We start from the raw sequence: 15,037 nt of genomic DNA, 5'->3' as shown, positions 1-15,037 counted from the left end.
AAAGTTGATAAAAGGCGTTTTTTCATCCGGGCTATAGTCGCCAACCCTGGCTACAGTTATTCTTGCTTGGCCGTAAAAACGAGCAACGTCTGCGTGAAGATTACCCAAATTCTTTTTCAGCAGAATGAATAGAGATGCATGAATTTTGCATGCTAAAAAAGCGTGCGGTCAATGCGGATAAGCCACATTGCGTAAATTCGGCTCATTCGAGCCTGGTTTGGCCTTTATTCAGAAGGAATGAAATTATGCTCTACCTACGTAAAAAAGGGTTGTTGGGGATGGTTGCTGGCGCGCTGATGGTGGCTTCTGCCGCCAGCTCTGCCGCCGAACAAAAGACGCTGCACGTTTATAACTGGTCTGACTATATAGCCCCGGATACCCTGGCAAACTTCACGAAAGAGACCGGCATCAAAGTGGTCTACGACGTGTTTGATTCCAACGAAGTGCTGGAAGGGAAGCTGATGGCGGGCAGCACGGGCTATGACCTGGTGGTGCCGTCTTCGCAGTTCCTTGAGCGCCAGGCGCAGGCCGGCATCTTCGAGCCGCTGGATAAAAGCAAACTGCTGAACTATAAAAACCTCGACCCGGAAATGCTCAAGCTGGTGGCGCAAAACGACCACGACAACAAATACGGCATTCCGTACATGATGGTGACGACCGGCATCGGCTACAACGTCGATAAAGTGAAAGCCGTGCTGGGGAAAGACGCACCGGTGGACAGCTGGGATCTGATCTTCAAGCCGGAAAACCTTGAAAAACTGAAAAGCTGTGGCGTGTCGTTCCTGGACGCGCCAAGTGAAATTTACGCGACCGTGTTGCACTACCTGGGCAAAGATCCGAACAGCACCAACGCCGCGGACTACACCGGGGCGGCTAACGATCTGCTGATGAAGCTGCGGCCAAATATTCGTTACTTCCATTCGTCGCAGTACATCAACGACCTTGCCAACGGTGACATCTGCGTGGCGATTGGCTGGTCCGGGGATATTCTGCAGGCGGCAAACCGCGCCAAAGAAGCTAAAAATGGCGTGAATGTTGCTTATTCCATTCCTAAGGAAGGCGCGATGGTCTACTTCGATATGTTTGCCCTGCCGGTAGATGCGAAGAATAAAGACGAAGCGTACCAGTTCCTGAACTACCTGATGAAGCCGGACGTTATCGCCAACATCAGTAATCATATTTACTACGCTAACGCCAACAAAGAAGCTACACCGTTACTGAGCGAAGAGGTCCGCAGCAATCCGGGAATTTACCCGCCGGCGGATATTCGTGCCAAGTTGTTCACACAAACGGTGATGCCAGCGAAGATTGACCGGGTTATCACCCGCGCGTGGACTAAGGTTAAAACAGGCAAATAGTCCTGTGACACCCTGCACCGGGCGGTTGCACCAGAGTTGTGCAATCGCCCCAGCCTGAACGGAAGCCCTTGTTTCCAGAATGGCGAAAAGTACGGCAACCGGGCCGTATCTTCTTTTTGCTTTTGCCGGAGAGCAACAGAATTGAACGACGCAATCCCTCGCCCGCAGTCCAAAACACCCAAAGCGCTGACGCCGCTGCTGGAAATTCGTAACCTCACTAAATCTTTTGATGGCCAACATGCCGTGGATGACGTCAGTCTGACCATCTACAAAGGCGAAATTTTTGCTTTGCTGGGCGCCTCGGGCTGCGGCAAATCCACGCTGCTGCGCATGCTGGCGGGGTTTGAACAGCCAAGTGCCGGGCAAATCATGCTTGATGGCGTCGATTTGTCGCATGTGCCGCCTTACCAGCGCCCAATCAATATGATGTTCCAGTCCTACGCGCTGTTCCCGCACATGACCGTGGAGCAAAACATCGCCTTTGGCCTGAAGCAGGACAAACTGCCGAAGGCGGAAATTACCAGCCGGGTGGCAGAAATGCTGACCCTGGTACACATGCAGGAGTTCGCCAGGCGCAAGCCTCACCAGCTGTCCGGCGGCCAGCGTCAGCGCGTGGCGTTAGCCCGAAGCCTGGCCAAGCGTCCCAAATTATTGCTGCTCGACGAGCCGATGGGGGCGCTGGATAAAAAGCTCCGTGACCGGATGCAGCTGGAAGTAGTGGACATCCTTGAACGCGTCGGCGTGACCTGCGTGATGGTGACCCACGATCAGGAAGAAGCGATGACCATGGCCGGGCGAATAGCCATAATGAATCGCGGCAAGTTCGTGCAAATTGGCGAGCCGGAAGAGATTTATGAGCACCCAACCACCCGCTATAGCGCGGAGTTTATCGGGTCGGTAAACGTCTTCGAAGGGCTGCTGAAAGAGCGTCAGGACGACGGGCTGGTGATAGACAGCCCCGGACTTGTGCATCCGCTGAAGGTGGATCCTGATGCTTCCGTGGTGGACGGCGTACCGGTCTTCGTTGCGTTGCGCCCGGAAAAGGTGACGCTTTGCGAGGAGCCGCCCGCCGATGGCTATAACTTTGCCGTAGGAGAAGTGGTGCATATCGCCTACCTCGGCGATCTCTCCATCTACCACGTTCGGCTGAAAAGCGGGCAGATGATCAGCGCCCAGCTGCAAAATGAGCACCGCTACCGTAAAGGAGCGCCTACCTGGGGGGATGAAGTTCGCCTGTGCTGGGATGCCGACAGCTGCGTGGTTCTGACGGTTTAAGGGGGCAAGATGACAACACTTTCTGAAGGCCCGGCAGAGACGGCGGTTCCTCAGCCCTCGGGCGTGAAGCGTTTGCTTGCCCGTTTGCAGATGGCGCACGGGCGCAAGCTGGCGATCGCGCTGCCCTATTTGTGGCTGATCCTGCTGTTTATGCTGCCGTTCCTGATCGTCTTTAAGATCAGTTTTTCGGAAATAGCCCGGGCGATCCCGCCTTACAGCGATCTGGTGAGATGGGCCGATGGCCAGCTGTCGATCACCCTGAATCTGGCGAACTACTTCCAGCTGACGGACGATCCGCTCTACTTCGAGGCTTATCTGCAATCTTTGCAGGTCGCGGCGGTGTCAACGCTGTGCTGCCTGGCGCTGGGCTATCCGCTCGCGTGGGCGGTGGCACACAGTAAACCCTCAACGCGAAACATCCTGCTGTTGCTGGTGATCCTGCCTTCATGGACCTCGTTCCTGATCCGCGTGTATGCGTGGATGGGCATCCTGAAAAACAACGGCATATTGAATAACGTGCTGCTTTGGCTCGGGGTTATCGACCAGCCGCTGACGATCCTGCACACCAACCTTGCAGTCTACATCGGGGTAGTTTATGCCTACCTGCCTTTCATGGTGCTGCCGATTTATACCGCGCTAACGCGCATAGATTATTCGCTGGTGGAGGCTTCGTTAGATCTCGGCGCGCGGCCGCTGAAAACGTTCTTCAGCGTGATTGTGCCGTTGACCAAAGGCGGGATTATTGCCGGTTCGATGCTGGTGTTTATTCCGGCGGTAGGGGAGTTTGTTATCCCGGAACTGCTCGGCGGGCCGGACAGCATCATGATTGGCCGCGTCCTGTGGCAGGAATTCTTTAATAACCGCGACTGGCCTGTGGCCTCAGCCGTGGCGATTATCATGCTTCTGCTGCTGATCGTGCCGATCATGTGGTTCCACAAATACCAGAACAAAGCGGGGGAGGACCACGCATGAACAACTTACCGGTTGTGCGCTCTCCGTGGCGTATTTTGATTCTGGTGATTGGCTTTACCTTCCTGTATGCGCCCATGCTGATGCTGGTTATCTACTCGTTTAACAGCTCTAAGCTGGTGACGGTGTGGGCCGGCTGGTCAACGCGCTGGTACGGGGAGCTGTTCCGGGATTCGGCGATGATGAACGCCGTTGGCCTGAGCCTGACCATTGCTGCGGCGGCCGCCACGATGGCCGTTATCCTGGGGACGATTGCTGCCGTGGTGATGGTGCGTTTTGGTCGCTTTCGTGGCTCAACCGGCTTTGCCTTTATGCTAACGGCACCGCTGGTGATGCCGGATGTGATCACCGGGCTTTCGCTACTGCTGTTGTTCGTGGCGCTGGCGCACGCGATTGGCTGGCCGAGCGACAGGGGAATGCTTACCATCTGGCTGGCGCATGTGACGTTCTGCACCGCCTATGTTGCGGTTGTCATTAGCTCACGCCTGCGGGAACTGGACCGCTCCATTGAAGAAGCGGCAATGGATCTGGGGGCGACGCCGCTGAAAGTGTTCTTTGTGATCACCGTGCCGATGATCTCGCCTGCCATTATCTCCGGCTGGCTGCTGGCGTTCACGCTTTCGCTTGATGACCTGGTTATCGCCAGCTTCGTGTCCGGGCCGGGTGCGACCACGCTGCCGATGCTGGTGTTCTCGAACGTGCGCATGGGGGTTAACCCGGAAATTAACGCCCTGGCGTCCATTATTCTCGGCGTTGTGGGCGTTATCGGCTTGATTGCATGGTGGTTTATGGCGCGGGCAGAAAAGCAGCGGCTGCGCGATATCCAGAGTGCAAGACGTGGTTAAAACGCCTAAAATCTGCAATGATGTGCCTCCGGTGCCGCGCTTGTCGCGGCACCGTGACGTAAGGAACGCGAGGTTGTGGAAATTATCAGGAAACAGCGGTCATCCCATGCAAAATTAAACGTCCCCACGCTGGTGATGGTGGCGGCTATCGGCATCGTCACTACCCGATGCCTCGACCTGCTGCTGCTGTTTAATATGCTCGGGGTTAGCGGGGTGATGGATTTTGTCCATCGCAGCGTGCAAACCTGGCCCCTGACGCTGGTTTTTCTCGGCAGCCTGTTGATGCTGTTTGTCGAACTGCGTTGCGCGTTCGTCATCGTCAAAGGGCGTAACTGGGGACGCTGGCTGTTCCTGCTGACCCAAATTATTTCCGTGACCTGGTTGTCTCTGTCCTCCCTGGGCTGGGGATACCCTGAATTATTCAGCGTTGCAGGGGGCACTAAGCGCGAGATCTTCCGTTCGCTGTTTACCCAAAAGCTGCCCGATATTCTGGTGCTGATTTTGCTGTTTATCCCCGCCCGCAGCCGGCTTTTTTTCAGACTTCAGTAAGCGCGGAGTGCTACAATCTGCGCCCTCGTTTTTTCTCAGGGTTTTTCTATGCAATGCGCGCTCTATGATGCCGGCCGCTGTCGTTCCTGCCAGTGGATTGAACAACCGGTGGAAGACCAGCTTCTCGCTAAAATGACCGATCTCCGGCAACTGCTGGAAGGCATTGCCGTGGGCGAGTGGTGCCAGCCGGTCAGCGGCCCTGAGCAGGCATTTCGCAATAAAGCTAAAATGGTGGTTAGCGGCAGCGTGGAAAAACCGCTGCTGGGGATGTTACACCGCGACGGCACGCCCGAGGATTTAACCGACTGCCCGCTGTATCCTGTTTCATTTGGGCCTGTTTTTGCGACATTGAAGCCCTTTATTGCCCGTGCGGGATTAACGCCCTACAACGTGGCGCGTAAGCGTGGAGAGCTGAAGTATCTCCTGCTGACCGAAAGCCTGGCGGATGGCGGCATGATGCTGCGCTTTGTGCTGCGTTCGGAAAGCAAGCTGGGGCAGTTGCGAGCGGCGCTGCCGTGGTTACAGCAGCAACTCCCTCAGCTCAAGGTGATTTCGGCCAACATTCAGCCCGTACACATGGCGATTATGGAAGGTGAGCAGGAAATTCTGCTGACCGAACAGCGTGCGCTCGAAGAGGTTTTCAACGGCGTACCGCTCTATATTCGTCCGCAAAGTTTCTTCCAGACTAACCCTCAGGTTGCTTCCCGGTTGTATGCCACCGCCCGTGACTGGGTGCGCGCGCTACCCGTCAACCATATGTGGGATCTGTTCTGCGGCGTGGGAGGTTTTGGCCTGCACTGCGCCACGCCGGAGATGAAGCTTACCGGGATTGAAATTGCCCCGGAGGCGATAGCCAGCGCACAGCAGTCGGCTGAAAAACTGGGCCTGCATAATATTCATTTTCAGGCGCTGGATTCCACTCAGTTTGCCGTCGCCCAGCAGGATATCCCGCAGCTGGTTTTGGTGAACCCGCCGCGCCGTGGGATCGGTAAAGCGCTGTGCGATTATCTGACGCAGATGGCTCCGGCGTTTATCGTCTACTCAAGCTGCAACGCGCAGACCATGGCGAAGGATATTCAGATGCTGCCGGGTTATCGCGTGGTGCGTACCCAGCTGTTTGATATGTTCCCGCATACTTCGCATTACGAAGTGTTGACGCTGCTGGTCCGGGACTAACATTTGGGAAGCGGAAGCCGCCGGGTTGGTGCCGTCACGATGCGTGTTTCCGCTTTTATATGTAGCCGTTAAGACTGTCAGAAGCCAGTGATCATGATATCACCCAGCCTGTGTTTAATGACGCTCATCTCGTTGATAAATAATGTGTTCCAATTTTTTGAACCATCTTTAAACAACTTAGCAACTTGCTGACGCAAGGGCAGCTCAGGCATTTCCGTTTCAGAAATTTCAATAGCGTTGCTGAGCATTTTGTTATTTTCAAGCATCAGTCCCAGTTCCCATGGGCTGGCGAAATGAACGGGATTGGTCGCTTTGTCGCTATACCAGATGCTAATGCTGCCTGTGGGTGAGGAGGCCAGAGCCTGCATGCCCTGAAGCACAATTTTTAGATAACGGCGGGTAGCTTTTAATACCACCGACTGATTCATTTTTTCCTCTAAATTTTTCAATCGCAGGGAATCATTGGTGAGTGGAAGCTGCCTGAACAAAATGTCATGTGCCTTTGAAACATAAGTTTCCTGCGAGGATATGGCTTCAATCAATGCGGCCAGCGTTAAAGATGTATCGATAACGTCAGGTTCAGTAGAAACATATTTGTCGAGCGCCGCGTCAAGTTTTTCATTTACTTCCAACTGGTAGATAAAGTCTCTTGTAGCGGCATGACTGCTGAGATATTTGGTGTTGGCCAACTGTTCGTTGTGTCCTTCAATAGGCAGTACCAGCAGACGGGATTTACATGGAGTATTACGATGTAAGTAACTGAATTCTCCGTTGGTACCAGCCCCTGCGGTGGTAATGCCATCAGCATCGGCCAGGTAGGCCAGATGCAGTGCGTTATAGTTTCCAACTGCTTTTGCACCGCAGAATAAAAATATGCGCCGGGAATAATGCTCATCGTTCTGACTGATTTTAGACAGAACATGCTGGGCAATGAGATTGCTTTTCTTATGCGCGTAAATATAAACAATGTTGCGTAGAGCCATGTTTGCCATGCATCTGCTCCCTGCTATCACTCCCGCAAAGAGAGCACCGCTCCCTAAGGCACTCGCGACCGCATTCAAGGGGAGAGCGTGAGCCTGCAGCAATTGAATAATTTTCGTATGTGCTTCTCTTATTCCGCTGGCGGAGGTGATCCGCAGCATGTCGGCGGTAGATTTGACCGAACTCAGCGTATTTTTTTCGCCAAGGGATATATGAGAAATATTTTCGAAAGTACCGCCCAATACCTTTGCTAACAACGCATATTTTGGCAGTAAGTTCATTGCCGAATTTTTGGGATCCAGCAGAATGGCGTGATTTTGCTGATCCAGACGGTGTATAGCCGGCACGCCAGCTTTGGCGGCTGATTTTTGCAGGGAATAATCCATATCAGTAAGTACATAGATACGTTTTTGAAACGCTTTTATGTCGAGATATTTTTTCAGATGGCTAAAAAGATCGGCGCTTTCAATAACGGGAAGTTTATTGATGTCGAGGATATTGCTAAGAAACGTTTCCGGGGATAGGGTTCGCGTACGATGAGATATATCAGGTAGTAAGGCGGGACGATTGTTGCGATATCGTAAAGGGTTACTGGCCAGTCTTTCAAGTATTTTTGCATCGTCTGACCCTCCAGTTTTATCATCCAGATAACCGTAGACGGGCTTAGTTGACTCTGTCAGTAAGACGTGAATTCCTCGGCTTGCCAGCTTATTTGCAAGCGTCTGCAGTTCTCCCCGGCGCTGGACATTCTCCCAGGCGGGAGGTGCATGAAATATTACTATGGAGTCTTTAGGTAGCGTGTCTTGCTGAAGGGCATGATCGATTATTTGTAATAGTCGACCGGTATGCCCTCCACCCGTAGGCGAATAGCCGACGATTAGGAGCTTTGTTGTTTTTTCCAGATTAAATTGAGTTAATAGACGCGAAAGTGAGGATGCAGCAAGTGGCATAATTATCGTACCTCATCGATATTTCATTGTGGGCGCATTCCAGCCGGTGTACCGGTCGGAATTAGTCATCATTAACGATTCACTGAGCGGGCGATTCGGCTGTAGGTATGCCTGACTCCTCTGATAGCTATCCCGTAGGCGAAAATATTTTCTGGCAGCGCGATCCCCATATAACCGGTATCGCCAATATGATGCAGGTCGGCACCGGCCATTTTGCTCATCAAGGCTATCTGGCGAACGGTATCCCGATCGGCACCTTCCTGAGAGGTACCAATAGCCGTCATTGCCATCATGCCGGCCGAGTGTGCGCAGCGAATTAGTGAGCTGGCTGCCTCAATACTCATGCCCGGTACAGTACCCGGGGCTGGGATCAGCGCAATATCAACGCCCTGGCGCGCAAATTCATGGAGATCGCTTTCATTTATAATGGCTGCACCGCTTTCCTGAACCACGCCCGCACCGTGCATTTTTCCACTGATAATGACGGCCTCGTCGCCAATGGCACTGCGGATTTTTCCTGCCGACTGAGCCAGAGCCATATTGCTGACGCCATTGTTTGGGTTACCAGTAAGAACTAAAATTTTTGCCCCCATCTTTACCAATTTGCGGGCATTCTCAGGTGTCGCCGCACGGCCTGGCTTCATTTTCCATAACTCATCATGTTCCGTAGCAAACCGTGGATCGACGGCTTCGAGATTGACGCCAATTACGCGGCCGGTTAGCTGTTGGAGCACATGTAAGGTCTGTGCCGGATCAATATCACCCGGCATGCCCTGTATCAAAGGTTGTTGGCAGTCGAACATATTGATCAGCAGAATATCGGCACCCTGAGAGGCTGCAAGTTCAGCATTCGTGATGTTCGCGAGCAGAGGTTGAGTGATGGCGATGGTTTCACTGACCATGACCCGACCCTCGCTAGCGCGGATAGCGTGAAGTAGCTGCGGTTTGGTGAGCGCAGCCAGCTCAGAAGCGCTGCAGTCGAGTAAACGTTTCGATGTCATCATAGATTTCCTCATTGGCGCAGTAGTTAACGAAATCCTCCTGCGTTCTGCAGGGTATTTGTGTGGGAAAAAAACGGTATTTCACCGTAATAAACGTTCCTGCATAAAAACCATTTGCAAATTCAAATGTTCACTATGTACCGGTTGTGTACCACTTGTGTACCATAATGGTAATGAGGGGAATTTTCATACTTATTTTGTCTTTTTTGTGATCTTGTACGGCTCTTTAGATCGCCAGAACGATCAAAAATCACGTCGTTGATATTTGTGTTGTTAATAAGTGGTATAGTTGAATCGCTACCTGGTAAACTGGACGTCAAGAGAATGAAGTTGTTGCAACCTGCTGATTTAAAAATCGATGGTTCAAATGCCATGCCGCTGTATCTGCAACTGGCGAATGAGATCCAGCGCGTGATTGATGAAGGTCAGCTTCGCCCTGGAGATGCATTGCCTTCAGAGCGCACGCTGATGGAGGCGTTAGGTATTTCTCGGGGTACCACCAGAAAAGCTATTGAGCAGCTTATCGAGGATCGAAGCCTTGTCCGAAATCCTGGCTCCGGGACCTATGTTGCTCCTCACGTTCGCCAGTCATTAGTCCAGCTGGAGAGCTTCAGTGAAATAGCTTTTGCCAGCGGGGGGGAGGCACAAAGCGAATTGGTGGGCTATGTTCGTCGAGCTGCGACTGAAAAAGAACAACAATTTTTACAGCTCGCAGAAAGTCATAAAGATATTGTCGAGCTGACGCGCCTGCGTAAAATTAGTGGCACCGTCGTTTCGGTGCAGAGGGCGATATTACCCGCGCCGTTGCTGAATAAAATCAACGAATTGAATGAATCGCTCTATCGCTATCTTGAGGAAAAAGGCATCCCGGTGTTATCAGCCACCCAAAAATTTAGCGCAGTTGCCGCAGATAAGCACTTGGCCTATTACCTGAATATCTCGGAACGCGATCCTATATTATTGGTCACCCGTATCGGGTATAGCCATAATAATATTCCCGTGGAATATACGCAGACATGGTGTCTGAACGAATATTACGATTTCAAAATTGAACTCAAAACGACAGGTAAATAATCCATCAGGAAAATAAAATGCTACCCTAGCGCCAGCATAATGTTATTTTTTTAAAATTACCTGATGAATAAATATTATTTATCCAGAAGGGGATTTTATTATTCAGATTATGTTTTTGTATTCAGAATAACTAGCGTCGAGCATGTGGCTTGCCGATTAGATGAGTGTCGGCTCGCAGATGTGAGCAGGGATAAACCTGAGAGTGTGTTGCACCCTCTCAGGTTAGAAGAATAGCTAATATAGATCAGGCTAATACCCGGGTACGAAATGCCATCATTTTATAATGAATACAGGAATTATCAGCCTGGGAACCACTGAGTGCTGATCTTCTGGTAAGTCCCATCCGCTTTAATCGCCGCCAGCGCGTCGTTTAGCTTCTTCAGCAGGGCCTGATTATCCGCGCGAACCGCAATCCCTAAACCGGTGCCAAAGTACTGTGCGTCGGTCACATGCTTGCCCACGGTGCCCAGCTGCGGATTGGTCTTCAGCCATTCGTTCACCACGGCGGTATCGCCAAACACGCCATCAATACGGCCATTTTTCAGGTCAATAATCGCGTTCTGGTAACTGTCGTAGGAGACGGTTTTGATCTCAGGATGTTTATCCTGCAGGTATTTCTGGTGCGTGGTGCCGTTTTCCATCCCGATACGTTTGCCTTTGAGATCGTCCAGCGAAGCAAACTGGCCTTTTTTCGCAATCACCACCGCCGAGTTGGCGTAGTAAGGGTTGGTAAAGGCGACCTGTTTGGCGCGCTCAGGTGTGATATCCATCCCGGAAATCACCGCGTCGTATTTACGAAACTTCAGGGAAGGGATCAGGCTGTCAAATGCGTGGTTGGTGAAGGTACATTCTGCCTGCATTTGTTTGCATAATGCTTTGGCCAGATCGATATCGAAACCGACGATCTGATTGCTGGCGTCCAGAGATTCAAAAGGAGGATAGGTTGCCGAAGAGCCGAAGTTGATTTTCTCCGCTGCGGCCGCGCTGAATGCGGTTGTAGCGAACATGGCGGCTAACAGTAACTTTTTCATGCGTGTTGCTCCTGTCTGTCAATATTGTTTTAAGTCGCCGTTTCCCGGCGTCAAACCACCATGCCAAAGAGTGAATTTATATGCAATAAAAATGTATATTTATAATTAAATGGGCGTAAAAAAAGCGGGTTGCCCCGCTTTGTCTGTTAGCTTGTCTAGCTGCGGTGTTCAAAGGCCAGTGCCCGGCGTTCAATCAGGCGCATCAGCAACGTAAGCAGCCCGTTGACGATGAGGTAGACCAGACCGGCTGCGCCGAAAACCGCCACATCATAGGTGCGGCCATACAGAAGCTGCCCGTAGCCCATCACTTCCATCAGCGTAATGGTGTAGGCCAGCGAGGTGCTCTTGAACACCAGCACGACTTCGTTCGAGTAAGAAGAGAGTGCGCGCTTGAAGGCGTACGGCAACAGGATGGCCAGCGTATCTTTCTTGCTCATCCCTAAGGCGCTGCAGGACTGCCACTGACCTTCCGGTATAGCGCGAATTGCCCCGTAAAACAGCTGCGTGGTGTACGCGGCGCTGTTCAGAGAGAGCGCAATCAACGCGCACAGCCACGGTTCGGAAAGCAGATGCCACAGCACCGGATAATGCTGAAGCGACGGGAACTGCCCTGGACCGTAGTAAATCAGGAAGATCTGCACCAGCAGCGGCGTGCCGGTAAACAGCGTGATGTAGGCGCGCACAATATGCACCAGCCCCGGCGTTTTCAGCGTCAGAACAATGGTGAACAGCAGCGACAGCACGAGCGCAACGGCAATGGAAGCGGCGGTGAGCGTCAGGCTGGTGTGCAGACCCTTCATCAGCTCCGGTAAATACTCGAGCATCAGCCAGGTCTCCGTTCAAAGCGCGTGGCGCGCAGGTCAATGCGCTTCAGGATGTACTGACTCAGCAGGGTGATGACCAGATAAATCGCCGCCGCAATCACGTACCAGGTAAACGGCTCCTGGGTGCGCGTGGCGATACTTTTGGTTTGCAGCATCAGGTCATTCACGCTGATAAGCGACACCAGCGCGGTGTCTTTCAGCAGCACCAGCCACTGGTTACCGAGGCCCGGCAGCGCGTGACGCCACATCTGCGGCATGACCAGCCGGAAGAAAATCGCAGTTTTGGATAAACCCAGCGCCTGGCCCGATTCCCACTGCCCAACCGGCACCGCTTTCAGCGCGCCGCGCAGCGTCTGTGACGCGTAGGCGGAATAGAGCAGGGAGAGGGCAATCACGCCGCAGAGAAACGGGCTGACGTCAAAGTTCTCAATCTCCATTTTGACCGGGATCGCGGTAAAACCGAGGTTGAGGGTGAAGCCATCAGAGAGTATCAGCAGCAGCTGGGAGGAGCCGAAGTAGATAAACAGCACCACCAGGATTTCAGGCAGGCCGCGGAAAAGCGTGACTACCCCGGAGCCTATCCATGCCACCGGGCGCCATTTGGCGGATTCCCAGACGGCAAAAATCATCGCCAGCACGAGGCCGACGATGAGGGCACAAACGGCAAGGCCGACGGTCATCCCGGCGGCGCTTGCTAATGGAAACAATTCGTTCATCGAGTCGATTACTTCTGGAACCATTTGTCGTAGATGGCTTTGTAGGTGCCATCTTGTTTCACTTTATCCAGCGCGGCGTTGAATTTGCTCTGCAGGTCAGTGTTGCCCTGGCGCAGGGCGATGCCGAGGCCGGTGCCGAAGTAATCTTTGTCGGTCACTTTGTCACCCACGGCAACCAGTTCAGGGCTGGCTTTCAGCCACTCGGTCACCACGGCAGTGTCGCCGAAGACCGCGTCGATACGACCGTTCTGCAGATCCAGCTTAGCGTTCTGGTAGCTGTCGTAAGGCACGGTGGTGATTTCCGGGTGTTTGTCGGTGATGTATTTCTGGTGGGTGGTGCCGTTCTGGATGCCCACTTTTTTGCCTTTCAGCGCGGCAATATCAGCGTACTTACCCTTCACGCCAACGAACAGCGCGGAGTTGTCATAGTAAGGTTTAGTGAACAGTACCTGTTTTTCACGCTCAGGGGTGATGTCCATCCCCGCCATTACCGCGTCAATACGGCGGAATTTCAGGCTTGGGATCAGGCTGTCGAAGGCCTGGTTGGTGAAGGTACAGGTGGCATCGATCTGCTTGCACAGGGCGTTAGCGAGATCAACGTCAAAACCGACGATCTTGTTGTTGGCGTCGATAGACTCAAACGGAGGGTAAGAGGCTTCGGTAGCAAAACGGATAGTCTGTGCGGCGGTAGCAGAAAGGCTCAGAGTGGCTAAAAGAGTGGCCAGCAAAACTTTTTTCATTGTCGTTTTCCCGTTCAACATCAGTGAGAGAGATAGAATTTAAACGCATCGGTTTGCGGGTTAGCAAAGCAGCTGGCATCACCTTGTTCGATGATGTGGCCGTTTTCCATATACACCACGCGGCTGGCGGTTTTACGCGCCACTTCTACTTCATGGGTCACGATGACCTGAGTAATGTTGGTTTCCGCCAGTTCGCGGATAATGCTGACGATCTGCGCGGTGATTTCCGGATCAAGAGCGGCGGTAGGCTCATCAAACAGCAGAATCTGCGGCTCCATCATCAGGGCGCGGGCAATGGCAACACGCTGCTGCTGGCCACCGGAAAGGTGCAGCGGATAGCGGTCCATGTAGGGCTTCAGGCGCAGGCGTTCAAGCAGTTTATCGGCGCGTTCACGCGCCCGATCTTTGCTTAATCCGAGCACGCGGCACGGCGCTTCAATCAGGTTTTGCAGCACGGTTAAATGCGGCCACAGATTGTATTGCTGGAAGACCATACCGACGTTCTGGCGCAGATCGCGAATCGCTTTGTCGCTGGGGGCTTTGGCGAAGTCGAAAGTCGTGCCCGCAATGCTCAGCTTACCGGAACGCGGCATCTCAAGCAGGTTAAGGACGCGTAGCAGAGAGCTCTTGCCGGCGCCGCTCGGGCCCAGCAATACCAGCGTCTCGCCCTGCGGGCAATGTAGTGTGATATCGAACAGCGCCTGATGGGCACCGTAAAAGCAATTAATGCTGTCTAGTTGAATACTCATGCGCTGAAGTTGAATAGCAATTGAGGCCGCAAAGGGTACCTTTAACAGAATAGTTATGCAATCTTTGTGCGTTAAAACTTATAAGCAACCACTTACCTTGCCTAAAATTAGCACAAAATAGCGAGGCGGGTGGTGGCTAAGTATAAAAAACCGGGATCCCTGAATATACCAGACTATTTACAGGGGTTACGTTTCTTCCACCCGCATAGCGTAAGCATAAATTGCCGCTATTTGCCTTCAACTGCCTGACGCAGCGTGCCGGTTGGCGCATGGCTCGCCGCGCCGAGGTAACGCACATCGTCCACCGCCCAGCATTGGCCTTCACGGACCATCAACACTTCATCTTTCCAGGTCTGGCTGCCGCGGGTCAGCTCGACGCGCAGAGGAATATTTCGCGCATCGGTATTCGGGATAGTTGACGCCGAAGTCACGCTGGCTTTGTCAGGGCCTTCAGACTGGCTGGAGAAGATATCGCTGCGGGTAAACGCGCTTTGCGCCGCCGGAGAGGTGCTGGATTTTTGCAGAAGCTGGAACAGGGAATCGCTCAGATAGGGGCGCAGCGCGGCAACGGAACTCAGGCCTTCGCCCTTGTGCGCGATACGGTAATCATAGAACTGCTGGGCGACGTCATCCGGGCCGCCGCTGACGCAGGGGCCGCTGCGGGTGCCGATGTCTTTGAAGGCCGGGGTGACGGTGGTACAGGCCGACAACACCAGGGCACAGGGGAGAAGAGCCAAAGCCGAGCTGCGCATTTTTATTTCCTTATTTTCTCAGGAGGACTACCTTAGCATAGCGTATT

At 52.9% G+C, this 15,037-nt stretch carries 15 protein-coding genes; 7 read left to right on the top strand and 8 right to left on the bottom strand.

The annotated features are described in order from the left end of the window. Nucleotides 1-245: 245 nt before the first annotated feature. The 6 genes from potF (at nucleotide 246) to rlmC (ending at nucleotide 6,172) form a co-directional block, all read left to right on the top strand. On the top strand, nucleotides 246-1,358 hold the full coding sequence (gene potF, locus ACREYP_RS15495) for a type 2 periplasmic-binding domain-containing protein (RefSeq protein ID WP_498880968.1): 1,113 nt from the start codon (nucleotides 246-248) through the stop codon (nucleotides 1,356-1,358). Nucleotides 1,359-1,499: 141 nt separating this feature from the next. After that, nucleotides 1,500-2,633 carry a putrescine ABC transporter ATP-binding subunit PotG gene (potG, locus tag ACREYP_RS15490; RefSeq protein ID WP_008461060.1) on the top strand — a complete coding sequence of 378 codons (1,134 nt, stop codon included), beginning with the start codon at nucleotides 1,500-1,502 and terminating at the stop codon, nucleotides 2,631-2,633. Between the two features lie 9 nt (nucleotides 2,634-2,642). After that, the gene (gene potH, locus ACREYP_RS15485) at nucleotides 2,643-3,605 is read left to right on the top strand and encodes a putrescine ABC transporter permease PotH (protein WP_498880967.1); all 963 of its coding nucleotides are present in this window, start codon (nucleotides 2,643-2,645) and stop codon (nucleotides 3,603-3,605) included. Further along, nucleotides 3,602-4,447 carry a putrescine ABC transporter permease PotI gene (potI, locus tag ACREYP_RS15480; RefSeq protein ID WP_008461065.1) on the top strand — a complete coding sequence of 282 codons (846 nt, stop codon included), beginning with the start codon at nucleotides 3,602-3,604 and terminating at the stop codon, nucleotides 4,445-4,447. The genes potH and potI overlap by 4 nt, the downstream gene beginning before the upstream one ends. 135 nt (nucleotides 4,448-4,582) lie before the next feature. Further along, nucleotides 4,583-4,996 carry a YbjO family protein gene (locus ACREYP_RS15475; RefSeq protein WP_498881404.1) on the top strand — a complete coding sequence of 138 codons (414 nt, stop codon included), beginning with the start codon at nucleotides 4,583-4,585 and terminating at the stop codon, nucleotides 4,994-4,996. Nucleotides 4,997-5,044: 48 nt separating this feature from the next. After that, on the top strand, nucleotides 5,045-6,172 hold the full coding sequence (gene rlmC, locus ACREYP_RS15470) for a 23S rRNA (uracil(747)-C(5))-methyltransferase RlmC (protein ID WP_008461068.1): 1,128 nt from the start codon (nucleotides 5,045-5,047) through the stop codon (nucleotides 6,170-6,172). 77 nt (nucleotides 6,173-6,249) lie between these two features. On the opposite strand, the gene ACREYP_RS15465 is transcribed toward rlmC, so the two are convergent. Together ACREYP_RS15465 and ACREYP_RS15460 are read right to left on the bottom strand one after the other, a co-directional pair. Continuing rightward, nucleotides 6,250-8,103 carry a glycosyltransferase family protein gene (locus ACREYP_RS15465; protein WP_336817866.1) on the bottom strand — a complete coding sequence of 618 codons (1,854 nt, stop codon included), beginning with the start codon at nucleotides 8,101-8,103 and terminating at the stop codon, nucleotides 6,250-6,252. Between the two features lie 71 nt (nucleotides 8,104-8,174). Beyond that, entirely contained in the window at nucleotides 8,175-9,104 is a 930-nt protein-coding gene (locus tag ACREYP_RS15460) for a DUF7916 family protein (RefSeq protein WP_336817908.1), read from the bottom strand. A 324-nt stretch (nucleotides 9,105-9,428) separates the two neighbouring features. Here ACREYP_RS15460 and ACREYP_RS15455 point away from each other — a divergent pair, with 324 nt between their 5' ends. Continuing rightward, nucleotides 9,429-10,178: a GntR family transcriptional regulator gene (locus ACREYP_RS15455; RefSeq protein WP_336817865.1), complete on the top strand. Its 750-nt coding sequence runs from the start codon at nucleotides 9,429-9,431 to the stop codon at nucleotides 10,176-10,178. A gap of 299 nt (nucleotides 10,179-10,477) precedes the next feature. On the opposite strand, the gene artJ (ACREYP_RS15450) is transcribed toward ACREYP_RS15455, so the two are convergent. From artJ (ACREYP_RS15450) to ACREYP_RS15425, 6 genes are all read right to left on the bottom strand, one after another. Then, entirely contained in the window at nucleotides 10,478-11,209 is a 732-nt protein-coding gene (gene artJ, locus ACREYP_RS15450; RefSeq protein WP_336817864.1) for an arginine ABC transporter substrate-binding protein ArtJ, read from the bottom strand. A 155-nt stretch (nucleotides 11,210-11,364) separates the two neighbouring features. Next, nucleotides 11,365-12,033: an arginine ABC transporter permease ArtM gene (artM, locus tag ACREYP_RS15445; RefSeq protein ID WP_008461074.1), complete on the bottom strand. Its 669-nt coding sequence runs from the start codon at nucleotides 12,031-12,033 to the stop codon at nucleotides 11,365-11,367. Beyond that, nucleotides 12,033-12,749 (bottom strand): arginine ABC transporter permease ArtQ, encoded by a 717-nt coding sequence (gene artQ / locus ACREYP_RS15440; protein WP_008461075.1) that lies wholly within the window; start codon nucleotides 12,747-12,749, stop codon nucleotides 12,033-12,035. Before artQ ends, artM begins: the two co-directional genes overlap by 1 nt. An 8-nt stretch (nucleotides 12,750-12,757) precedes the next feature. Then, on the bottom strand, nucleotides 12,758-13,489 hold the full coding sequence (gene artJ / locus ACREYP_RS15435) for an arginine ABC transporter substrate-binding protein (protein WP_008461077.1): 732 nt from the start codon (nucleotides 13,487-13,489) through the stop codon (nucleotides 12,758-12,760). 20 nt (nucleotides 13,490-13,509) lie between these two features. Further along, nucleotides 13,510-14,238, bottom strand: coding sequence for an arginine ABC transporter ATP-binding protein ArtP (gene artP / locus ACREYP_RS15430; RefSeq protein ID WP_008461079.1), 729 nt, complete (start codon nucleotides 14,236-14,238; stop codon nucleotides 13,510-13,512). A gap of 227 nt (nucleotides 14,239-14,465) precedes the next feature. After that, entirely contained in the window at nucleotides 14,466-14,990 is a 525-nt protein-coding gene (locus ACREYP_RS15425; protein WP_008461081.1) for a lipoprotein, read from the bottom strand. Nucleotides 14,991-15,037 lie beyond the last annotated feature (47 nt).

Source organism: Enterobacter sp. TMH.L2, assembly GCF_050847315.1.
Taxonomy (GTDB): domain Bacteria; phylum Pseudomonadota; class Gammaproteobacteria; order Enterobacterales; family Enterobacteriaceae; genus Cedecea.
Note: the sequence above shows the minus strand (reverse complement) of the source record. Positions and strands in the feature narration are given on the sequence as shown.

Excerpts from the sequence above, each read along its gene's own strand:
- potF (WP_498880968.1), top strand. The coding sequence starts at position 246 with ATGCTCTACCTACGTAAAAAAGGGTTGTTGGGGATGGTTGCTGGCGCG.
- potH (WP_498880967.1), top strand. The coding sequence starts at position 2,643 with ATGACAACACTTTCTGAAGGCCCGGCAGAGACGGCGGTTCCTCAGCCC.
- potI (WP_008461065.1), top strand. The coding sequence starts at position 3,602 with ATGAACAACTTACCGGTTGTGCGCTCTCCGTGGCGTATTTTGATTCTG.
- ACREYP_RS15475 (WP_498881404.1), top strand. The coding sequence starts at position 4,583 with ATGGTGGCGGCTATCGGCATCGTCACTACCCGATGCCTCGACCTGCTG.
- rlmC (WP_008461068.1), top strand. The coding sequence starts at position 5,045 with ATGCAATGCGCGCTCTATGATGCCGGCCGCTGTCGTTCCTGCCAGTGG.
- ACREYP_RS15465 (WP_336817866.1), bottom strand. The coding sequence starts at position 8,103 with ATGCCACTTGCTGCATCCTCACTTTCGCGTCTATTAACTCAATTTAAT.
- ACREYP_RS15460 (WP_336817908.1), bottom strand. The coding sequence starts at position 9,104 with ATGACATCGAAACGTTTACTCGACTGCAGCGCTTCTGAGCTGGCTGCG.
- ACREYP_RS15455 (WP_336817865.1), top strand. The coding sequence starts at position 9,429 with ATGAAGTTGTTGCAACCTGCTGATTTAAAAATCGATGGTTCAAATGCC.
- artJ (WP_336817864.1), bottom strand. The coding sequence starts at position 11,209 with ATGAAAAAGTTACTGTTAGCCGCCATGTTCGCTACAACCGCATTCAGC.
- artM (WP_008461074.1), bottom strand. The coding sequence starts at position 12,033 with ATGCTCGAGTATTTACCGGAGCTGATGAAGGGTCTGCACACCAGCCTG.
- artQ (WP_008461075.1), bottom strand. The coding sequence starts at position 12,749 with ATGAACGAATTGTTTCCATTAGCAAGCGCCGCCGGGATGACCGTCGGC.
- artJ (WP_008461077.1), bottom strand. The coding sequence starts at position 13,489 with ATGAAAAAAGTTTTGCTGGCCACTCTTTTAGCCACTCTGAGCCTTTCT.
- artP (WP_008461079.1), bottom strand. The coding sequence starts at position 14,238 with ATGAGTATTCAACTAGACAGCATTAATTGCTTTTACGGTGCCCATCAG.
- ACREYP_RS15425 (WP_008461081.1), bottom strand. The coding sequence starts at position 14,990 with ATGCGCAGCTCGGCTTTGGCTCTTCTCCCCTGTGCCCTGGTGTTGTCG.